The sequence below is a fragment of the Nocardioides dokdonensis FR1436 genome (assembly GCF_001653335.1).
Lineage (GTDB): Bacteria > Actinomycetota > Actinomycetes > Propionibacteriales > Nocardioidaceae > Nocardioides > Nocardioides dokdonensis.
Map to the genome: position 1 here is coordinate 1,188,574 of NZ_CP015079.1, position 18,516 is coordinate 1,207,089.

The window sequence follows — 18,516 nt, forward strand, 5'->3', positions numbered from 1 at the left end:
GCGTCGCCTGGTCCAGCTAACCGATGACCCGGAGCGCCCCTGGACGCACCTGCACCACAGCGGGCGCTGCGCCGAGCGGGGGCAGCTCGCCGAGCGGCTCGCCGTCGCCGCCGACCTGGAGCGGGGTGCGACCGTCGGCGTTGAGCTCGATGCGCGCGCCCCGCAGGCAGGTGACCTCGGGCAGCTCGACGTGGGAGCCGTCGTAGATCTTGGGGAACGACCGCACCAGCGCGGTGCGGGAGGCGGCCTCGACCACGATGACGTCGAGCAGCCCGTCGTCGACGATCGCACCGGGCGCGACCTTCATGCCCTTGCCGTAGTAGGCCGAGCCGGCCACGACGACCAGCGCGGCGGCGTACTCCTGCGCCTGTCCGTCGACGCTGACCCGGAAGCGTCCGGGCTGGTAGGTGGCGATGGCGCGCACCGCGGCCACGGGGTACTGCAGCTTCTGCGGGGTCCACCGCATCCTGTCGACCAGGGCCGCGGCGCGGGCGTCGATGCCGGAGTAGACCGATCCGGCGACCAGTCGGGTCGGGCCGCCGGGCGGCGCCCACTCGAGCAGGTCGACCTCGCGCACGGCCGTGTGCAGGAAGTGCTCGGCGATCTCCGCCGGCTCGGACGGCAGCCCGAGCATCCGGGCGAAGTCGTTGCCGCGCCCCGCGGGCAGCACCCCGAGGATGCCGCCGGCCTCGGAGACCGCGCCCGCCAGGTGCGAGACCATCCCGTCGCCACCCACCGACACCACGACGTCGCCGCGCTCGACGGCGGCCAGCACCAGCGCATCGGTGGCGCGCGGGCCCGGTGAGTAGGTGACGTCGACCGACGCCCCAGCGTCGCGCAGCAGCCGGGCGACGGGCACCACGGCCTCGGGGGCCGCGCCGCCGCCGGAGTGCGGGTTGACCAGGAACGTGAAGGAGCGGGGCGCGCTCACGGGATCAGCACTCCCGGGTTGAGCACCCCGGTCGGGTCGAGGTCGGCCTTGACGGCTCGCAGCACCGAGGCGCCCAGGTCGCCGATCTCGGCGCTCAGCCACGGCCGGTGGTCGGTGCCGACCGCGTGGTGGTGGGTGATCGAGGCGCCCTGGGCGACGATCGCGTCGTTGGCCGCGGCCTTGGCCCGCCCCCAGCGCCCGAGCGGGTCGTCCCCGGCGGAGGTGGCCACGGTGAAGTAGAGCGAGCAGCCGGTCTCGTAGACGTGGGAGAGGTGGCACAGCACGATCGCCGACCCGCCGTCGGCGCCGAGCTCGCGCTCCAGCGCCTCGCGCACGGCGGCGTACAGCGCGTCGGCCCTCGACCAGAACGTCGCGGTCTCGAGGGTCTCGACGAGGACGCCGACGTCGAGCATCGAGTCACGCAGGTACGGCGCCTGGAACCGGCCGTGCTCCCACGACCGGCCCGGCTCCTCGCCGAGCGGGGTGCCACCGAGGCCGGCGAGCACCTCGGTGACCGCGGCGCGGCGGGACTCGACCTGGGCGCGGGTGCCCTCGTGGCCCACGATCATCAGGCACCCCGAGGACTCCTCGCCGATGGCGTCGGGACGGGCGAGGTTGAGACCGGTCTCGGCCTCGTCGGAGAGTCGCAGCACGGTCGGCAGCATGCCCGACTGGACCAGGGTGCGCATCGCGGTCGCGCCCTCGGCGAAGGAGGACCAGCGCCACCCCTCGTAGACCTTGACCTCGGGCAGTCGCCGCACCCGCACGGTGACGGCCGTGATGACGCCGAACGCGCCCTCGGAGCCGAGCACCAGCTGGCGCAGGTCGGGGCCGGCGGCGTTGGCCGGCGACGAGCCGAGCCGCCACTCGCCCCGCGGCGTGGCCACCCGCAACCCGACGACCATCTGGTCGAAGCGGCCGTAGCCCGCGCTGGACTGGCCCGAGGAGCGGGTGGCGGCGAACCCGCCGATCGAGGCGTGCTGGAAGGACTGCGGGTAGTGGCCCAGGCACAGACCGTGCTCGGCGAGCAGCGCCTCGGCCTCGGGGCCGCGCAGGCCCGGCTCGAGGGTGGCGGTCATCGAGATCTCGTCGACCTCGAGCAGCCGGTCGAGGCGCACGAGGTCGAGCGAGACCAGGCCGGCGAACCCGTCGCGGCGCGCGGCCAGGCCCCCGGTGACGCACGTGCCCCCGCCGAAGGGCACGACGGCGACGTGGTGCTCGACCGCGAGGGCGAGCACGGCCGCGACCTCCTCGTGGCTGCCGGGCCGCACCACCACGTCGGGGGCGTCGACGAGGTCACCGACCCGGGCCCGCAGCAGGTCGGGGGTCGACTTTCCCCGGGTGCGCAGGCGGCGGGTCTCGTCGTCGACGTGCACGTGCTGGGCGCCGACGGCGGCGCGCAGCGCCTCGAGCACCACCTCGTCGGTCCCGACCGGCGGCAGTGCGACGTCGGTGGCGGCCGGGGACTCGCTCAGCCCGAAGGCGAGCTCGACGAGGCCGCGCGCCGCGTCGGGCAGCACGGTCGCGGCGGCCGGGTCGCCCCACCGCTGCGGGTGCATCTCACGAGGGTGTGCGCCGGTGGGCAGGTCGCTGGATCGAGTGGTGTCCTGGGTCACGTGTTACAGTGTTACACATGACGTCACTTAGTCACAAGCAGGAGGTAGCAGACCCCCGCGACAGCTACCTCGACGCGGCCCGCGCCTGCATCCTCGACGTCGGCTGGCGGCGTACGACGCTCACCGAGGTGGCGCGCCGTGCCGGCGTCTCCCGGATGACGATCTACCGCTCCTGGGCCGACATGCCCACCCTGCTCGCCGACCTGATGACGCGTGAGTGGGCGGGCCTCGTGGCCCGCTCCGTCGCCGACGAGCAGGAGTCCGCCCCGGCATCCGAGGACCTCGTGGACACGCTGGTCGCGGAGGTGCTGCGCACCATCCACGCGCTGCGCCACAACGAGCTGTTCGTGCGGATCGTCGAGCTCGACCCCGACCTGGTGCTGCCCTACCTGTTCCACCGCCGCGGCCGGTCGCAGGAGCTGATCGTGACGATGCTGACCGACGAGATCGTCCGCGGCCAGGCCGCCGGTGTGGTCCGCACCGGCCCGGCGCCCGCGATGGCGCGCACCCTGGTGCTCGCGGTGCACGGGTTCGTGCTGTCGCTGCACACGATGGTCGACGACACGGTGGGTGCCGCCGAGCTCGACGGCGAGCTGCGCCACCTGCTGGTCCGGATGCTGCGCCCGTGAGCGGCCCCACCCGCATCCGGGCCGGCCTCACCGACGCGCCCACCGACGTCGACCTCGTCGTCATCGGTCTGGGCGTCACCGGCGCCGGCGTCGCGCTCGACGCGGCGACCCGTGGTCTGGGCGTGCTGGCCGTGGACGCCCACGACCTCGCGTTCGGCACCTCGCGCTGGAGCTCGAAGATGGTCCACGGCGGTCTGCGCTACCTCGCGCAGGGCCAGGTCGGCGTCGCCCACGAGAGCGCCGTCGAGCGCGGCATCCTGATGGAGACCACCGCCCCGCACCTGGCCCGCGCGATGCCGATGCTGATCCCGATCACCTCCGGCACCGCCCCGCTGCAGCGCGTCCTCTCGCGCAGCGGACTGATGGCCGGCGACCTGCTGCGACGCGGCGCCGGCACCGACGTCGAGACGCTGCCCCGCCCACGGCACCTCTCCCGCACCGAGGCGCTCGCGATGGCACCCGGCCTGCGCCCGGCCGGGCTGCGGGGCGCGCTGCTCGGCTGGGACGGCCAGCTCGAGGACGACGCCCGCCTGGTCACCACCATCGCGCGCACCGCGGCGGCGTACGGCGCCGAGGTGCGCACGCGCGCCCGGGTCCTGCACGCCAGCGGCACCGAGGTGGCGCTGCGCGACGAGATCACCGGCGCCACCAGCACCGTGCGCGCCCGTGCGGTGGTCAACGCGACCGGCGTCTGGGCGGGCGACCTGGCCGACGAGGTCACGCTGCGCCCCAGCCGCGGCACCCACCTGGTGCTGCGCGGCGACCGGTTGCCGGGGCTGCGCACCAGCGTCTTCGCACCCGTGCCCGGCTCGACGAGCCGCTTCGTGATGGTGCTGCCCCAGCCCGACGGCACCATCTACGTCGGGCTCACCGACGAGCCGGCCCCGGGCCCGGTGCCCGACGTGCCGCAGCCGACCGAGCCCGAGATCGGCTTCCTCCTCGACGTCGTGGCCGCGACCTTCACCGGTCCGCTGCGCCGGGAGGACGTGGTCGGCGCGTTCGCCGGGCTGCGCCCGCTGCTCGACGTGGCCGACTCCGAGGGGGTCGACTCGACCGCGGACCTCTCGCGGCGCCACGCCGTGCTGACCGGACGCACCGGGATGGTCACGGTCGTCGGCGGCAAGCTCACGACCTACCGGCGGATGGCGCAGGACGCGGTCGACGCCGCGGTCGCCCACGCCGGTCTCGACGCCGACCCGTGCACCACGCCCACCCTGCCGCTGCTCGGGGCCGCGCCCCGGGTCGTGCTCGACGCGCTGGAGGAGCCGGTCCGCCTCGTGCGTCGCTTCGGCACCGACGCCGCGCTGGTGCTCGCCGAGGCACACGAGGTGACGGGGCGCGCCGGTGAGCAGCTGAGCGACGAGGAGCTGCTGGCCCCGGCGGCGCCGACGGTGCCGGTCACCCTGGCCGAGCTGGTCTTCGCCGTGACCCACGAGGGTGCCCACGACGTCGACGACCTCCTCGACCGGCGTACGCGGGTGGGGCTGGTGGCGCCCGACCGGGCGCTCGCCGAGCCGCTCGCCGAGCGCGCCCTCGCGCTGGTGCAGCGCGCTCGGGCGAACGGGTCGCTGCCCCGGCGATGAGTCTGGGGCCCCGGTCGGGTCCGTCCCTGGACGACCCACCCGAGGAGCACCCATGATGACGAGCATGACCGGACCCACGACCCGTCAGCCGGACGTGGCGCGCGAGGAGCTGGGCGACTTCCCGGCCCTCACCGAGCGCTACTCGCGCGAGCTGTTGGCGCACTGCTACCGCATGAGCGGATCGGTGCACGACGCCGAGGACCTGGTGCAGGAGACCTTCCTGCGCGCCTGGAAGGCCTCGGCCGACTTCCAGGGCCGCTCCTCGGTGCGCACCTGGCTCTACCGCATCGCCACCAACGTCTGCCTGACGAACCTGGAGGGCCGGCCCCGCCGACCGCTGCCCAACGGGCTCGGCACCGCCGACCAACCGGCGGGCGACGCCCTCGAGCAGGACCACGAGATCGCCTGGCTCGAGCCGGTGCCCGACGCAGCGGTCGTCGTGGCCGAGCGCGACTCCATCCGCCTGGCCTTCGTAGCGGCCCTGCAGCACCTGCCGGCCAAGCAGCGCGCGGTGCTGATCCTGCGCGACGTGCTGCGCTGGCGCGCCGCAGAGGTCGCCGAGGCGCTCGACACCTCGGTGGCCGCCGTGAACTCCGCCCTGCAGCGCGCCCACGCGCAGATGAGCGCCCGCGCGCTCACCGAGGACACCGTGCAGGAGGACCTCTCCCGCGAGCAGCAGCACCTGCTCGAGCGCTACGTCGACGCGTTCTGGCGCAAGGACGTCGACCAGATCGTCTCGATGCTCACCGCAGAGGCCGTGTGGGAGATGCCGCCGTTCACCAGCTGGTTCCGCGGGCGCGCCAACATCGCCTGGCTGATCAGCCACGAGTGCCCCGGCGGCGCGCGCGAGATGCCGATGATCGCGACGTCGGCGAACGGCCAGCCCGCGTTCGGGATGTACATGCGCGGTCCCGACGGCGACTACACGCCCTTCCAGCTGCACGTCCTCGAGCTCTCCGGCACCCCGGAGGATCCCCGGATTCGCCAGGTCGACGCCTTCTTCGACCCCCGGCTCTTCGCGACCTTCGGGCTGCCGACGAGCCTGCCCGCCGACCACGTCCGCGAGGGCGCACCGGCGTGAGCACGCGGCTCGACCGGGCGGTCGGGCTGCTGGAGCGCTCGCTGATCGGCACCCGCGAGGCCCTGGGCCGGGTCCGTCCGGCCGACCTGGCGCGACCCACCCCGTGCGCCGCGTGGGACCTGGGCGCGCTGCTCCGGCACATGGACGACTCCCTGGGCTGCTACCTCGAGGCCAGTCGGGGACTCCTCGGCCTGTCGTCGGCCGCGGTGGGCGACGACGACGCGGACCCCGCGGCCTCGTTGCGGGCCAGGGCCTGCACCCTGCTCGGCGCCTGGAGCGCGGCGGCCGAGCAGGGACTGGACGAGGTGGCGCTCGACGCGCGTGTCGGCCGACCGTCCCCGGCAGCGCTGCCGGCCGACCTGCTGGTCAGCACGGCCGCGCTCGAGATCGCCGCCCACGGCTGGGACGTGAACCGCTCCCTGGGCCACCGCCACGACCTGCTGGACGAACCGCTTGCCGCAGCACTGGTCCCGGTGGCCCGCTGCACCGTCGGCGCGGGGCGGGAGGCACACCACTTCGCAGCGCCCGTCGTGGCAGCCGCCGGAGCCGGCTCCCGGGACCTGCTGCTCGCGATGCTCGGCCGCGACCCCGGCTGGACCGCGCGTCCGGGTCCACTGGGATAAGTCGACTTCGACCTCTTTACCTTGGCTACGCTTCCGGCCATGGCACACGCCGGGTCGGGGGGCCCGTCCCCGATCGCTCACGCCCTGCAGGTGCTGCGCGCCGGTCGCGTCGACGAGGCCACCACCCTCCTCGACGCGCTGGACGTCGTCCCCCTCCCCGGGACCGAGCGGGCCGGCCTGCTGGCCGCCAGGGCCGACGTGCTGGTCGGGCGCGGCGACCTGGCCGCCGCCGCCGCGCTGGTGGGCCCGCTCACCCGGCTCCTCGGGCGACCCGGGCCCGACGGACGGGCCACCGGAGCCGTGGCCCACCACGCCCTGGGCGACCTCGCCGCCGCCGCCGGCCACCTCGAGGCCGCCGTGGAGCACCAGGCGCGCGTCGGCAGCCTGGCGCCCGACGCCGATCCCGAGCAGCTGCCGTGGCGGGCCCACCAGGCCGTGGCCCTGGTCCGCGCCCGCCGAGGGCACGAGGCCGACCAGCAGGCCCGCGCGCACCTGCGCCTGGCCCGGGCGGCGGGCTCGGCGTACGGGATCGCCGTGGGGTTGCGCACCGTCGCCACGGTCACCCGCGCCGGGGAGGGCCTCCACCTGCTCGAGGAGGCCCGCGAGGTGCTCGCCGACGTCGAGGCCGCCCGTCTGGCGGCCCAGGTCGACACTGACCTCGCCGGCCTGCTCGTCCTCGCCGGCGAGGGTCCCTCGCCCCGGGTGCTGGCACTGCTGCGCGGGGCGTCGACGTACGCCGCCGCCGAGGGCCTGTGGCCGCTCCAGCAGCGCGCCCGACGCCTGCTGGACCTGGTCGGGGCGGCACCGTCCGGGGCCGCCGAGGCGTTGGCCGGGCTGACCGTGGCCGAGCGCCGGGTGACGGTGCTCGCGGCGCAGGGCCTGAGCAACCGCGAGATCGCCACGGCGCTCGTGGTGACCGTGAAGGCAGTCGAGTGGCACCTGTCGCGGGTCTACCGCAAGGTCGGCGTGCGCTCGCGCCGCGAGCTGCCCGGCCTCCTCACCGGCTGAGTCGACCCCCCGGTCCCGTGGACCCGGCCGTCCAGGTCAGGGTGCGTCCGTGCCCGTGCGTCCACCCCACCGAGCGACCGTCGACCCCCAGCACGAACGACCCGGAGGGCGGGGGCGGGCCGGTGCGGGTGACCTCCGGCAGCACGTCGGGTCCCTCGTTGCTGATCCAGTGGCAGGCGCCGGCGTCGACCAGGTCGTGCAGCAGCCGGGACGCCTCGACGCGGGCCGGCGCGGGCAGGTAGCTGAGCACCGCGCTGTGCTGCACCACGACCCGCCCGTGCGCCGCCGCCCGCTCGACGAGGGCGGGCAGGGCCTCCACCAGGTCACCGCTGACCAGGTCCGGCGGCTCACGCCGGGCCACGTCGATCGCAGCACGCAGCACCCCGCGCCGGTCCTCGTGCTCGGGCCAGACCAGCGTCTCGAGCCAGGCCATGGCGTCGGTGTCGGTCACGTCGAGCGGGTTCAGGTCCACCCCGCCCCGCCAGGCCACCGTCGGGAGCCCGGTGGGCAGGGGGACCGATGCACCGTCGTGGCCGTCGACGCGGCACTCCAGCACCGGCCGACCGGGCTGCGTCCCGACCTCGTGGGACCCCGGCCGGTCCGCGACCCGGTAGCGGTAGCCCCACCGGTCCGGGTAGAGGCACAGGCCCGCGCTGGCGCCGATCTCCACCAGCGCCACCGGCTCCGGACCCAGCGCCGCGAGTCCGGCCAGCGCCGGCAGCAGGGTCGCCATCCGCGCGGCCTCGTTGGTCTGGGTGGCCCGGCTGAGCACCGTGGCCCGGATCGTCCCGTCGTCCCCCAGCAGCGCCGCGCGCAGGGCGGCGTACGGCGCCGGGGCCGTGAGGCCGTGCCACCGGACCGCGGCGAAGACCAGGTTCGGCTGGCGCTTCGGCTCCGGCAGGGTCTCCAGCCAGGCCTGCACCTCAGGGTCGCCGACGACACCGCGCGCCCACTCCCCGAAGCACGGGGAGTCCTCGGTGTACCTCGCGAAGTCCTCGTAAACCGCGACCACGTCACCCTCGAGCAGCATCCCCCCAACCAACACCGACCCGGCCCAGATGTCGCGTCGACCCGGCGCACATGTCTCGCTATCCGGGTGTGGCTGCCCGGTAAAGGGGGATGATGAGCGGGTCGGGCCGCGAGGAATGCGTCACCGGCACCGGCTGCGGGAGGGTGGGCACGTGACGACGTACCTGATCATCGCCGTGCTCGGTCTCCTGGTCCTCCTGGTCTCGCTCGTCGTGGGCGACCTGCTCGACGGTGCCCTCGACGCGCTGGCCGGCGACACGTTCTCCAGCGCCGTGATCGGCGCGTTCCTGGCCGCGCTCGGCTTCGGCGGCGCGCTGGCCGAGGGGCTCGGCGCCCCGGTGCCGGTCTCGTTGCCCGCCGGCGCCGTCGCGGGCGTCGGGTTCGGCTGGTTCGCGGCCTGGCTGACCCGGCTGCTGCGCTCGGACACCTCCGGCTCCACCCCGCGCACCGACGACACCCTGGGCCGTGAGGGGGTCGTGGTGACCGCGATCCCCGCCGACGGCTACGGCACCGTCAAGGTCCTCGTCGGCGGCCACGCGATGCGCCTCAACGCGCGCCTGGACACCGACCACCCGATCCCCGTCGAGCCCGGCACCCGGGTGCACGTCACCGGCGCCATCTCCCCCACCGCCGTGACCGTCGCGCCGACCTGGCGCGAGCTCGGCTGAGGCCCCGATCCACGCTCCACCTGTCCTGACCCCGCCCCTCCAAGGAGCCCTTGAGTGAATCCGTCCGTATTGATCCCCATCGCGGGGTTCGTCGTCCTCTTCGTCCTGCTGGTCCTGCTGGTGACCAGCCGCTACAAGGTCGCCGGGCCCAACGAGGCGTTCATCGTCACCGGCCGCAAGGGCAAGGCCGTCGTCAACCCCGAGACCGGCGAGCTGACCACCGACCTGTCGGGCCAGAAGGTCATCCTCGGTGGCGGCACCTTCGTCATCCCGTTCGTGCAGAAGCTGGGCACGCTGGACCTGTCGTCGCGGCGCATCTCGGTGCAGATCCGGGGCGCCGTCTCCGGGCAGGGCATCAAGCTCAACGTTGAGGGCGTCGCCATCGTCAAGGTCGGCGGCAACGCCGACCAGATCCGCCTGGCCGCCCAGCGGTTCCTCTCCCAGCAGCAGGACGTCGAGCCCTACACCCAGGAGGTGCTCGCCGGAGCGCTGCGCTCGATCGTCGGAGGGCTCACCGTCGAGCAGATCATCCGAGACCGTGCCGCCTTCGCCCAGCGCGTGGCCGACGAGTCCGAGAACTCGCTGACCGGCCAGGGCCTGATCCTCGACACGTTCCAGATCCAGGACGTCACCGACGACGGCAGCTACCTGGCCGACCTCGGTCGGCCGGAGGCCGCCCGCGTCGCCCAGGAGGCGCGCATCGCGGAGGCGAACGCCCGCCAGGCCGCCGAGCAGGCCCAGATCGCCGCCGAGCAGGAGATCGCCATCTCCCAGCGGGTGCTGGCCCTCAAGCAGTCCGAGATCAAGGCCGAGACCGACGCCGCCTCCGCCCAGGCCGCGGCCGCCGGTCCGTTGGCCCAGGCCGAGCGCGACCAGTCGATCTTCACCGAGCAGGAGAAGGTCGCGGTGCGCCAGGCCGCGCTGACCGAGCGTCAGCTCGAGACCGAGGTCCGCAAGCCCGCCGACGCCGAGCGCTACAAGGTGGAGCAGGAGGCCGAGGCGAAGCGCAGCGCCGAGATCGCCGCCGCCGAGGCTCGCAAGGCCGCCACCATCGCCGCCGCTGAGGGCCAGGCCCAGGAGGCGCGGCTGTCGGGTGAGGCCGAGAAGTCCCGTCGTGCGGCCCTCGCCGAGGCCGAGGCCATCGAGGGTGAGCGTCGCGGTGCCGCCGAGCGCGACCGTCGTGTGGCCGAGGCCGAGGCGACCCGCGCCGAGGGTGAGGCCCAGGCGGCCGCCGTCCTGGCGATCGGGCGCGCCGAGGCGGAGGCGATGGACAAGCGCGCCGAGGCCTTCGCGCACTACAACGACGCCGCCGTGCTGCAGATGCTCATCGAGGTGCTGCCGCAGATCGCGCGGGAGGTCGCCGCTCCGATCAGTGCCATCGACCAGCTGACCGTCATCTCCTCCGACGGGGCCGGCGCGATGCCCAAGCAGGTCGTCGACAACGTCACCCAGACCTTGAGCATGCTCAAGACCACGACCGGCCTCGACCTCGAGGCGCTGATCAAGAAGTCGGTGGCCAACGCCGCTGCCGGCACCGGCCTCGAGGTCGACGCGACCACCCCGGAGTAACCCGCCGCCCCGAGTCGGCGCAGATGTCTCACTGAGTCGGCGCGGATCTACCCCACCCAGGGAGATCTGCGCCGGCTCAGTGGGCTATCTGGGCCGGGTCGGCGAGATATTTGGGCCGGGTCAGCTGCCGGGCAGGGCCACGTAGGTGGTCTCGAGGTACTCCTCGATGCCCTCGAAGCCGCCCTCGCGGCCGAATCCGGAGGCCTTCATGCCGCCGAAGGGCGCGGCGGGGTTGGAGATGAGGCCGGCGTTGATGCCGACCATGCCGAACTCCAGGGCCTCGGCCACCCGGATCGTGCGGGCCAGGTCGCGGGTGTAGACGTAGGAGGCCAGGCCGTACTCGGTGTCGTTGGCGCGGGCGACGGCCTCCTCCTCGGTGCGGAAGGTCGTGATGGGCGCGACCGGGCCGAAGACCTCCTCGGCGTTGATCGCGGACCCGGCAGGTACGTCGACCAGGACGGTGGGCGGGTAGAACCAGCCCTGCCCCTCGGGGCGCTCGCCGCCGACGACGACGCGGGCGCCGTCCTCAACCGCATCGGCGACCAGGCGCGAGACCGAGTCGACCGCGGCCTCGTCGATCAGCGGGCCGACGTCGACGCCGTCGTCCTGGCCGCGGCCCAGCCTCAGCGCACCCATCCGGGCGGCGAGCTTCTCCGCGAACGACGCCGCGACGTCCTCGTGGACCAGGAAGCGGTTGGCCGCGGTGCAGGCCTCGCCCATGTTGCGCATCTTGGCCAGCATCGCCCCGTCGACCGCGGCGTCGACGTCGGCGTCCTCGAAGACCAGGAACGGGGCGTTGCCCCCCAGCTCCATGCTCAGGCGCTGCAGCTGGTCGGCCGACTGGCGCACCAGGGTGCGCCCGACCGCGGTGGAGCCGGTGAAGGAGACCTTGCGCAGCCGGTCGTCGGCCTGGAGCTGCTTGCTGATGTCCTTGGCCCGGGTCGAGGGCAGCACGTTGAGCACCCCGTCGGGCAGCCCGGCCTCGGCCAGGATGGCGGCCAGCGCCAGCATCGTCAGCGGCGTCTGCGCGGCCGGCTTGACCACCATCGTGCAGCCCGCGGCGACCGCGGGGCCGATCTTGCGGGTGCCCATCGCGAGTGGGAAGTTCCAGGGGGTGACGAAGAAGCACGGACCCACCGGCTTCTTGATCGTCAGCAGTCGGCTGCCGCCCGCCGGCGCCTGCATCCACCGACCGTGGATCCGCACGGCCTCCTCGGCGTACCAGCGGAAGAACTCGTTGCCGTAGGCGACCTCGCCGCGGGCCTCCTGGAGCGTCTTGCCCATCTCCAGGCTCATCAGCCGGGCCAGGTCGTCGGCGCGCCGGCCGATCATCTCGAAGGCGCGGCGCAGCACCTCGCCCCGCTCGCGCGGTGCGGTCGCGGCCCACGAGGCCTGCGCGGCCACGGCCGCGTCGAGCGCCTCGACCGCGTCGCCCACCGACGCGTCAGCGACCTGGGTCAGCACGGAGCCGTCGGCGGGGTCGTGCACGTCGAAGGTGGCGCCGCCCTCGGCGTCGCGCCAGCGACCTCCCACGAGGAGTCGGCGGTGCTCGTCGGGGAGCAGCGCTCCGAGGGCGGAGGTGTGGTCAGGACCGGTCATGGGGCGATCCTCGCACTCCGTGACCTTGTTCCCAATGCTTCACCCCGCTGGGCGATGCGTGGCATAATCGTGGTGTCGACTTCGGAGGGAGCACTCAGAAGACGACTGTGAACCCCTCGCCGACCCCATGCGGCGGGGGGTTCATCTGTTCCGGAGCGGGTGCCCGCCCAGGGGTCCGGCTCAGCCGCCCTGGGCCGTCCGCAGGAACGACTCCAGGATCGGGCCCGCCGTGCCGGAGCCCGAGTCGCCCACCTCGACGTAGACGGCCACCGCGAGGTCGCCCTGCGCGGCGACCATCCAGGCGTGGGTGAGGATCTTGCCGTCGCGGGCGAACTCCGCGGTGCCGGTCTTGGCGATGGCGTCGGGCCCAGGCAGGTCCGCCAGGCCTCGTCCGCTGCCGTCGGTGACGACGCCACGCAGCATGGAGCGCAGGTCGGCCGCCTCGTCCTTCGTCAGCGGGGCTGCGCCCTCGGGCGGGTCGTCGGTGAACCCCTCCACCAGCGTGGGGACCACGGTGGTCCCCTCCTGGACGCTCGCGACCACCGCCGCCATCGCCATCGGCGAGGCCAGCACCTTGCCCTGCCCGATCAGCGAGGCGGCGGCCTCGGTGTCGCTCCCGGGCTGCGGGACGCTGCCGAAGTACGCCGGGAAGCCCAGGTCGTGGTCGATCCCCAGCCCCAGCGTGGCCGCGGCGTCGTAGAGGTCGGTGCCGTCGATCTTGTCGGCGCGCGCGATCAGCGCGGTGTTGCACGAGCTCGCGATCGCCCGGCGCAGCGTGATGTCGCCGAGGTCGCCCGCCGGGTAGTCGGAGTAGTTCTTGAACGCCTTGCCGTCGACGACCACCCGGGGCGTGCAGGGCACCGTCGAGTCCGGGGTCAGGCCGGCGCGCAGCAGCGCCAGGCTGGTGACGATCTTGGAGGTGCTGCCGGGGGCGGCCTGCCCGTAGGTGGCCACGTTGGTGGTCCCGCTGCCGGGACCGTTGGCCGCGGCCAGCACCTCGCCGGTGCTGGGCCGCAGGGCGACCAGCGCACTGGCGGGCCCGACCCCGGACAGCAGCCGCTCGGCCTCGCGCTGGAGGCCGGCGTCGAGGGTCAGCCGCAGGTCCTCGCCCGGCACCGCCTCGAGCGCAAGCAGCTCGCGCTCACCGCCGCTGCCCGCCCCGTCCTCGACTGCACGGACCAGGACCCCGGGGGTGCCCTGCAGCTCCTCGTCGTAGCGGGCCTGGAGGCCGGAGAGCCCCGCCTGGTCCCCGATCCGGTAGGTGTCGGGGTCGGCCTCGATCATCTCCGCGGTCACCTCGCCGACGCTGCCCAGCAGCGCCGCGGCGAAGTCGCGGGTCGGGGCCAGCGGCTGCTCGCCGGCGATCGCCACGACGCCCGCGACGTCCGGGTAGCCCTGCGCCAGCGCGCTCGGCACGTCGTCGCGGCGGTAGACGATGGCCTCCACGAAGGCCTCGTCCCCGGACGCGGCCACCCGGTCCCGGTACGCCGCGGCGTCGAGGCCGGCGAGCGCGGCCAGCCGCCCGGCCGCACGCAGTGCCTGCTTCTTCGACACCTGCCCGCGGTCGACGCCGAAGCGCATGACCGGTCGAGCGGTGACCAGGCGGGCCCCGCCGGCGCCGCGGACGTCGCCGCGCTCGGCTCCCAGGGTGGAGGCGTCGAGCACCTCGCCGTCGCCCAGGCTCGGCTCGACCACGGCCGGCTGCCACACCGCGCGCCACTCGTCGTCGACCAGGCGCAGGCTGGTGCTGGTCTCGTAGGCCCACTCCCCCACCGGCAGCGACCAGGTCCAGGCGAGGTCGACCTCGGCCACGTCGTCGTCGTTCTCCCGGACGTCGAGCACCTCGATCCGCGGGACGGCGCCCGCGAAGGCGGGCTCGAGTCCGGCGACGACCTCCTGGTGCGCCTCGTCGGCGGCCGCGGAGGCGGGCTCGGCGAGCGGCACCGCGCCCGGCTCGCCCGCCGCGAGGGCGGCGGCGTACGCCTCGGCGGCGGGGCGCGGGTCGGGGCCCGAGACCTGGTCAGCCACCTGGTCGCAGGCGCTCAACGCGGTGGTGGCCACCAGCGTGAGCGCCAGCACCGCGCCCCTGGTCGGGGACGCGGTGCGGGACGAGCGGAGCCGAGGACGCATGGCCCGGTTCTACCAGGCCCCGCGTGGCGCGAGGTGCGACGACCTGGATCGCCGGGGCTCTCGCGGCGACTCAGCGCGCATTCATCAGGGAAAGCGCGTAGCCGGCGTAGCGCCGGGCCACTTCTTCGGCACTCAGCCGACCATCCAACCGGAACCAGCTGGGCAGGGCGGTGCACATCGTCGCGACAGCCCGGGCGGCGGTGTGGATGTCGGGGCAGTCGAAGGCGCCGGCTGACTGGCACCGAGCCGCTTGGTCGTCGAGTGCGTACTGGACCTCGTTGCGCAGCCGGGCGATCCGCTTCAGCTCGGCTCCCTCGAAGGAACGCATCTCGCTGGCGCCCACGAAGGCCAGGTCCCCGCGGACAGCGTGGAACAGGGCGAGCGCCTCGACCATGCGCGCGAACGACTCGACCTCAGAGCCGCCCTCGACCCGGGCAGCCTCGATGCGCCAGGAGATCTCACTCATGGTCACGTCGAGCACCGCTGAGAGCAGCTGCTGCTTGCTCGCGTAGTGGTGGTAGACCCCGGCCACGCTGAGCCCGGACTCCGCTGCCACCTCCCGCATCCCAGCGGCGTGATAGCCCTTGCGGACGAACACGCGGGTCGCTGCTTCCAGGACGGGGCCCATCTCGATCCGGGAGAAGTCCCGCCAGTCCCGGTCCTGGTCCCCCGGCAGGGCGGGGACCTGTGCCGTCGTGGGTTCTCCCGCGAGCAGTCGAGCAGCCGGCACGTCGAGCAGCTCAGCGAGGCGGTGCAGCCTCTCCAGCGACAGCGGCGTACGACCGAGCTCGATGCCGCTCAGGGTCGCGGGGCTCACCTCCAGCTGGAGCGCCACCCGCCGAAGTGAGAGCCCTCGTGCCTCCCGGGCGCTCCGGACCGCACTGCCGTGCGCCGTCTGTTCAGTCACGTTGAACATGTTAACCGATGCAAGTGCTGCTCAACGCGAACTGAACATGTACCGTACGATCATTCGGTCTGCACACGTTCCCTGCCCGTTGGAGTGCCATGACTTCCGATCTCATCCCGCTCGACCGCCTCGCCCCCGCCATCGTCGCGGCCACGGGCGACGCGCGCTGGGCCCACCCACGCGCCGAGCTGATCAGCGGCGGCAAGTCCAACCTGACCTTCATCCTGAGCAGCGATGCCGGTGAGCTGGTGCTGCGACGTCCCCCCACCGGTGAGCTGCTGCCCAGCGCCCACGACATGGCGCGCGAGGCGCGGGTCCAGCAGGGACTCGCCGGGACCGACGTGCCGGTGGCCAGGGTGGTGCTCAGCGACGCGGGCGAGCTGATCGGCATCGGCTGCTACGTGATGGAGAAGGTCCCCGGTCACGTGATCCGCGCCGACCTGCCTGCAGGCTACGCCGACCGTCCTGACCAGCGCCGGACCATCGGACTGGTCTTCGCCGACACCCTGGCCGCGCTGCACGCGGTCGACCCGGGGGCGGTCGGCCTCGGCGACTACGGCCGCCCCGCGGGATTCATGGCGCGACAGGTGCGCCGCTGGACCGGGCAGTGGGAGGCCAGCCGGACCCATGAGGTCGAGGAGATCGACGAGCTGGGTCGTCGGCTGGCCGCTGCCGTTCCCGAGCAGCAGCGGGCCACGATCGTGCACGGGGACTTCCGCCTCGACAACGTCGTCCTCGACGCCGCCGACCCGGGGCGGATCAACGCGGTCCTGGACTGGGAGCTCTCCACCCTGGGCGACCCGCTCTCCGACGTCGGCCTGCTGATGCTGTTCTGGCGCACCGAGGGCGAGCCGTCGCTGAGCCTGATCCCCGGCGTCACCCACCTGCCCGGCTTCCCCAGCCGCGACGAGATGCTCCAGCGGTACGCCGACGTCTCGGGCGCCGATCTCTCCGACATGGCCTTCTACGAGGCCTTCGCACACTACAAGTTCGCGATCATCGCCCAGGGCGTGCAGGTGCGGGCCGCCGCCGGGGCGATGGGTGGCCAGGACTTCGGCAACCTCGACGACGAGATCCGCCAGCTCGGCCAGTCCGGCCTCGAGCTCGTCTGACCCCTGCCCGACCACAGCCCGACCTCGACTACAAGGAGATCCCCATGGACTTCGCCCTCTCCCCCCAGGCCGCCGAGGCCAGCGAGAAGATGTGGGACTTCATGCGCTCCCACGTGTTCCCCGCCGAACCCGTCTGGAGCGACTACCTCCGCGAGCACGGCGAGAACGCGCACCCACCGGTGATGGAGGACCTCAAGGCCGAGGCCCAGCGCCGCGGCCTGTGGAACCTCTTCCTGCCCAAGGTCTCCGGCCTCAGCAACCTCGAGTACGCCGCTGTGGCCGAGATCTCGGGGTGGTCACCGGTGATCGCCCCCGAGGCGATCAACTGCCAGGCCCCTGACACCGGCAACATGGAGACCCTCGAGCTGTTCGCCACTCCCGAGCAGCGTGCGCAGTGGCTCGAGCCCCTGCTGCGGGGCGAGATCCGTTCAGCGTTCGCGATGACCGAGCCGGACGTGGCCTCCTCCGATGCCACCAACATCACCACCCAGATCATCCGCGACGGCGACGACTACGTGATCAACGGTTGCAAGTGGTGGATCACGGGCGCGGCCGACGAGCGCTGCAAGGTCTTCATCGTCATGGGCAAGACCGACGAGACCGCCGAGGCGCACCGCCAGCAGTCGATGATCCTGGTCCCCCGGGACACCCCCGGTGTCACGATCGTGCGCAACCTGCCGATCTTCGGCTACTCCGACCAGCACGGCCACTGCGAGATCACCTTCGACAACGTCCGGGTGCCGGCGAGCAGCCTCCTGGCCGGCGAGGGTGACGGGTTCAAGATCGCCCAGGCACGCCTGGGCCCCGGGCGGATCCACCACGCCATGCGCGCGATCGGCATGGCTGAGCGAGCCCTGGCCCTGATGGTCGACCGGGCCACGAGCCGCGTCGCCTTCGGCAAGCCGCTCTCCGAGCAGGCCAACGTCCTCGACCTGATCGCCCAGTCCCGGATCGAGATCGACCAGGCCAGGCTGCACGTCTACAACGCCGCGTGGTTGATCGACCAGCACGGCGCCAAGGGCGCCCGCAGCGAGATCTCCGCGATCAAGATCTCGGCTCCCGCCATGGCCTGCGCGGTCATCGACCGGGCCATCGAGGTCTTCGGAGGCATGGGCGTCTCCGACGACACGGTGCTCGCCTACTTCTACGCCTGGGCCCGGGTGCTGCGCATCGTGGACGGACCCGACGCGGTGCACCGCCGCACCGTGGCTCGGGTCGAGCTCAAGAAGACCCCTCCCTACGTCGGCTGAGGAGATCCCCATGGACCCGCTTGCTCGTTTCCGTCTCGACGACAAGGTCGTCGTCATCACCGGCGCCAGCTCCGGGCTCGGAGTCGGCTTCGCCCGCGCCGTGGCCGCCGTCGGCGCGACGGTGGTCCTCGCGGCTCGCCGCGAGGACCGGCTCGAGGCCCTGGCCGCAGAGCTGCGGGGGCAGGGCACCACCGTGCTGACCCGACGCACCGACGTGTCGGTGCTCGAGGACTGCGAGGCGCTCGCGGCCGCCGCGGCCGCCGACCTCGGCCGCATCGACGTGCTCGTCAACAACGCCGGCATCGGCCTGGCAGGCAGCGCGTTGCGACAGGACCCGGACGACTACCGGCGCACCATCGACATCAACCTCAACGGCACCTACTGGATGTCTCGGGCCTGTGCGCCACACATGCCCGAGGGGTCGGCGATCGTCAACGTCGCCAGCGTGCTGGCCAGCGTCGCATCACGGTTCCCGCAGGCGGGGTACAGCGCGAGCAAGGCAGGCGTGCTGGGTCTGACCCGCGACCTCGCCCAGCAGTGGTCCAGACGCCGCGGCATCCGGGTGAACGCCCTGTGTCCGGGGTTCTTCGACTCCGAGATCACCGCCTCCGAAGGCGCCGAGAACCTGCGCGCCATGGTGGCGGAGAGCGCCGTGCTGGGCAGGTACGGCGACCAGGAGGAGCTCGACTCCGCACTGCTCTTCCTGGCCAGCCCCGCGTCGTCCTACATGACCGGCGCCTCGCTGGTCATCGACGGGGGCCTCAGCTCCAGCGTGTGATCG

The 18,516-nt window shown here is 73.6% G+C and carries 16 protein-coding genes; 10 read left to right on the forward strand and 6 right to left on the reverse strand.

What is annotated here, in order from left to right; genetic code table 11:
* Positions 1-16: 16 nt before the first annotated feature.
* Both I601_RS05685 and I601_RS05690 read right to left on the reverse strand, forming a co-directional pair.
* Entirely contained in the window at positions 17-931 is a 915-nt protein-coding gene (locus I601_RS05685) for a diacylglycerol/lipid kinase family protein (RefSeq protein WP_068107289.1), read from the reverse strand.
* The gene (locus I601_RS05690; RefSeq protein WP_068107291.1) at positions 928-2,490 is read right to left on the reverse strand and encodes an FAD-binding oxidoreductase; all 1,563 of its coding nucleotides are present in this window, start codon (positions 2,488-2,490) and stop codon (positions 928-930) included. The genes I601_RS05685 and I601_RS05690 overlap by 4 nt, the downstream gene beginning before the upstream one ends.
* A 74-nt stretch (positions 2,491-2,564) precedes the next feature.
* Here I601_RS05690 and I601_RS05695 point away from each other — a divergent pair, with 74 nt between their 5' ends.
* The 5 genes from I601_RS05695 (at position 2,565) to I601_RS05715 (ending at position 7,471) form a co-directional block, all read left to right on the forward strand.
* Positions 2,565-3,176, forward strand: coding sequence for a TetR/AcrR family transcriptional regulator (locus I601_RS05695; RefSeq protein ID WP_068107292.1), 612 nt, complete (start codon positions 2,565-2,567; stop codon positions 3,174-3,176).
* Complete coding sequence (locus I601_RS05700) at positions 3,173-4,759, forward strand: glycerol-3-phosphate dehydrogenase/oxidase (protein ID WP_068107295.1); 1,587 nt, start codon at positions 3,173-3,175, stop codon at positions 4,757-4,759. Before I601_RS05695 ends, I601_RS05700 begins: the two co-directional genes overlap by 4 nt.
* A gap of 64 nt (positions 4,760-4,823) precedes the next feature.
* Positions 4,824-5,840: a sigma-70 family RNA polymerase sigma factor gene (locus tag I601_RS05705; RefSeq protein WP_068114435.1), complete on the forward strand. Its 1,017-nt coding sequence runs from the start codon at positions 4,824-4,826 to the stop codon at positions 5,838-5,840.
* Complete coding sequence (locus I601_RS05710) at positions 5,837-6,463, forward strand: maleylpyruvate isomerase N-terminal domain-containing protein (RefSeq protein WP_068107297.1); 627 nt, start codon at positions 5,837-5,839, stop codon at positions 6,461-6,463. Before I601_RS05705 ends, I601_RS05710 begins: the two co-directional genes overlap by 4 nt.
* A 39-nt stretch (positions 6,464-6,502) precedes the next feature.
* Complete coding sequence (locus I601_RS05715; protein WP_068107299.1) at positions 6,503-7,471, forward strand: helix-turn-helix transcriptional regulator; 969 nt, start codon at positions 6,503-6,505, stop codon at positions 7,469-7,471.
* Here I601_RS05715 and I601_RS05720 read toward each other — a convergent pair.
* Complete coding sequence (locus I601_RS05720; protein WP_068107301.1) at positions 7,461-8,501, reverse strand: DUF2332 domain-containing protein; 1,041 nt, start codon at positions 8,499-8,501, stop codon at positions 7,461-7,463. The two genes, I601_RS05715 and I601_RS05720, sit on opposite strands and share 11 nt — an antisense overlap.
* A gap of 151 nt (positions 8,502-8,652) precedes the next feature.
* On the opposite strand from I601_RS05720, the gene I601_RS05725 reads away from it, so the two are divergent.
* A complete protein-coding gene (locus I601_RS05725) occupies positions 8,653-9,168 on the forward strand; it encodes an NfeD family protein (RefSeq protein WP_068114437.1) in 516 nt (171 codons plus the stop codon).
* 54 nt (positions 9,169-9,222) lie between these two features.
* On the forward strand, positions 9,223-10,737 hold the full coding sequence (locus I601_RS05730; RefSeq protein WP_068107303.1) for a flotillin family protein: 1,515 nt from the start codon (positions 9,223-9,225) through the stop codon (positions 10,735-10,737).
* Positions 10,738-10,857: 120 nt separating this feature from the next.
* Here the strand turns inward: I601_RS05730 and I601_RS05735 are convergent, their stop codons facing one another.
* The 3 genes from I601_RS05735 to I601_RS05745 all read right to left on the reverse strand — a co-directional run bounded on the left by I601_RS05735 (position 10,858) and on the right by I601_RS05745 (position 15,373).
* On the reverse strand, positions 10,858-12,336 hold the full coding sequence (locus I601_RS05735) for an NAD-dependent succinate-semialdehyde dehydrogenase (RefSeq protein WP_068107305.1): 1,479 nt from the start codon (positions 12,334-12,336) through the stop codon (positions 10,858-10,860).
* Positions 12,337-12,516: 180 nt separating this feature from the next.
* The gene (locus I601_RS05740) at positions 12,517-14,466 is read right to left on the reverse strand and encodes a penicillin-binding transpeptidase domain-containing protein (protein ID WP_068107307.1); all 1,950 of its coding nucleotides are present in this window, start codon (positions 14,464-14,466) and stop codon (positions 12,517-12,519) included.
* A 70-nt stretch (positions 14,467-14,536) separates the two neighbouring features.
* Positions 14,537-15,373: a TetR-type transcription factor C-terminal domain-containing protein gene (locus tag I601_RS05745; RefSeq protein WP_068114439.1), complete on the reverse strand. Its 837-nt coding sequence runs from the start codon at positions 15,371-15,373 to the stop codon at positions 14,537-14,539.
* Between the two features lie 98 nt (positions 15,374-15,471).
* Between I601_RS05745 and I601_RS05750 the strand changes: the two genes are divergently transcribed.
* From I601_RS05750 to I601_RS05760, 3 genes are read left to right on the forward strand one after another with little or no spacing between them, the layout of a single operon-like run.
* Entirely contained in the window at positions 15,472-16,485 is a 1,014-nt protein-coding gene (locus I601_RS05750) for a phosphotransferase family protein (RefSeq protein WP_068107309.1), read from the forward strand.
* A gap of 44 nt (positions 16,486-16,529) precedes the next feature.
* A complete protein-coding gene (locus I601_RS05755; protein ID WP_068107310.1) occupies positions 16,530-17,735 on the forward strand; it encodes an acyl-CoA dehydrogenase family protein in 1,206 nt (401 codons plus the stop codon).
* A gap of 10 nt (positions 17,736-17,745) precedes the next feature.
* Positions 17,746-18,513, forward strand: a complete 768-nt coding sequence (locus I601_RS05760) for an SDR family NAD(P)-dependent oxidoreductase (RefSeq protein WP_068107313.1) — start codon at positions 17,746-17,748, stop codon at positions 18,511-18,513.
* Positions 18,514-18,516 lie beyond the last annotated feature (3 nt).

Bases quoted from the DNA above. Each gene is read 5' to 3' on its own strand.
- I601_RS05690 (WP_068107291.1), bottom strand. From the start codon at position 2,490: ATGCACCCGCAGCGGTGGGGCGACCCGGCCGCCGCGACCGTGCTGCCC.
- I601_RS05695 (WP_068107292.1), top strand. From the start codon at position 2,565: ATGACGTCACTTAGTCACAAGCAGGAGGTAGCAGACCCCCGCGACAGC.
- I601_RS05705 (WP_068114435.1), top strand. From the start codon at position 4,824: ATGACCGGACCCACGACCCGTCAGCCGGACGTGGCGCGCGAGGAGCTG.
- I601_RS05715 (WP_068107299.1), top strand. From the start codon at position 6,503: ATGGCACACGCCGGGTCGGGGGGCCCGTCCCCGATCGCTCACGCCCTG.
- I601_RS05720 (WP_068107301.1), bottom strand. From the start codon at position 8,501: ATGCTGCTCGAGGGTGACGTGGTCGCGGTTTACGAGGACTTCGCGAGG.
- I601_RS05735 (WP_068107305.1), bottom strand. From the start codon at position 12,336: ATGACCGGTCCTGACCACACCTCCGCCCTCGGAGCGCTGCTCCCCGAC.
- I601_RS05740 (WP_068107307.1), bottom strand. From the start codon at position 14,466: ATGCGTCCTCGGCTCCGCTCGTCCCGCACCGCGTCCCCGACCAGGGGC.
- I601_RS05750 (WP_068107309.1), top strand. From the start codon at position 15,472: ATGACTTCCGATCTCATCCCGCTCGACCGCCTCGCCCCCGCCATCGTC.
- I601_RS05755 (WP_068107310.1), top strand. From the start codon at position 16,530: ATGGACTTCGCCCTCTCCCCCCAGGCCGCCGAGGCCAGCGAGAAGATG.
- I601_RS05760 (WP_068107313.1), top strand. From the start codon at position 17,746: ATGGACCCGCTTGCTCGTTTCCGTCTCGACGACAAGGTCGTCGTCATC.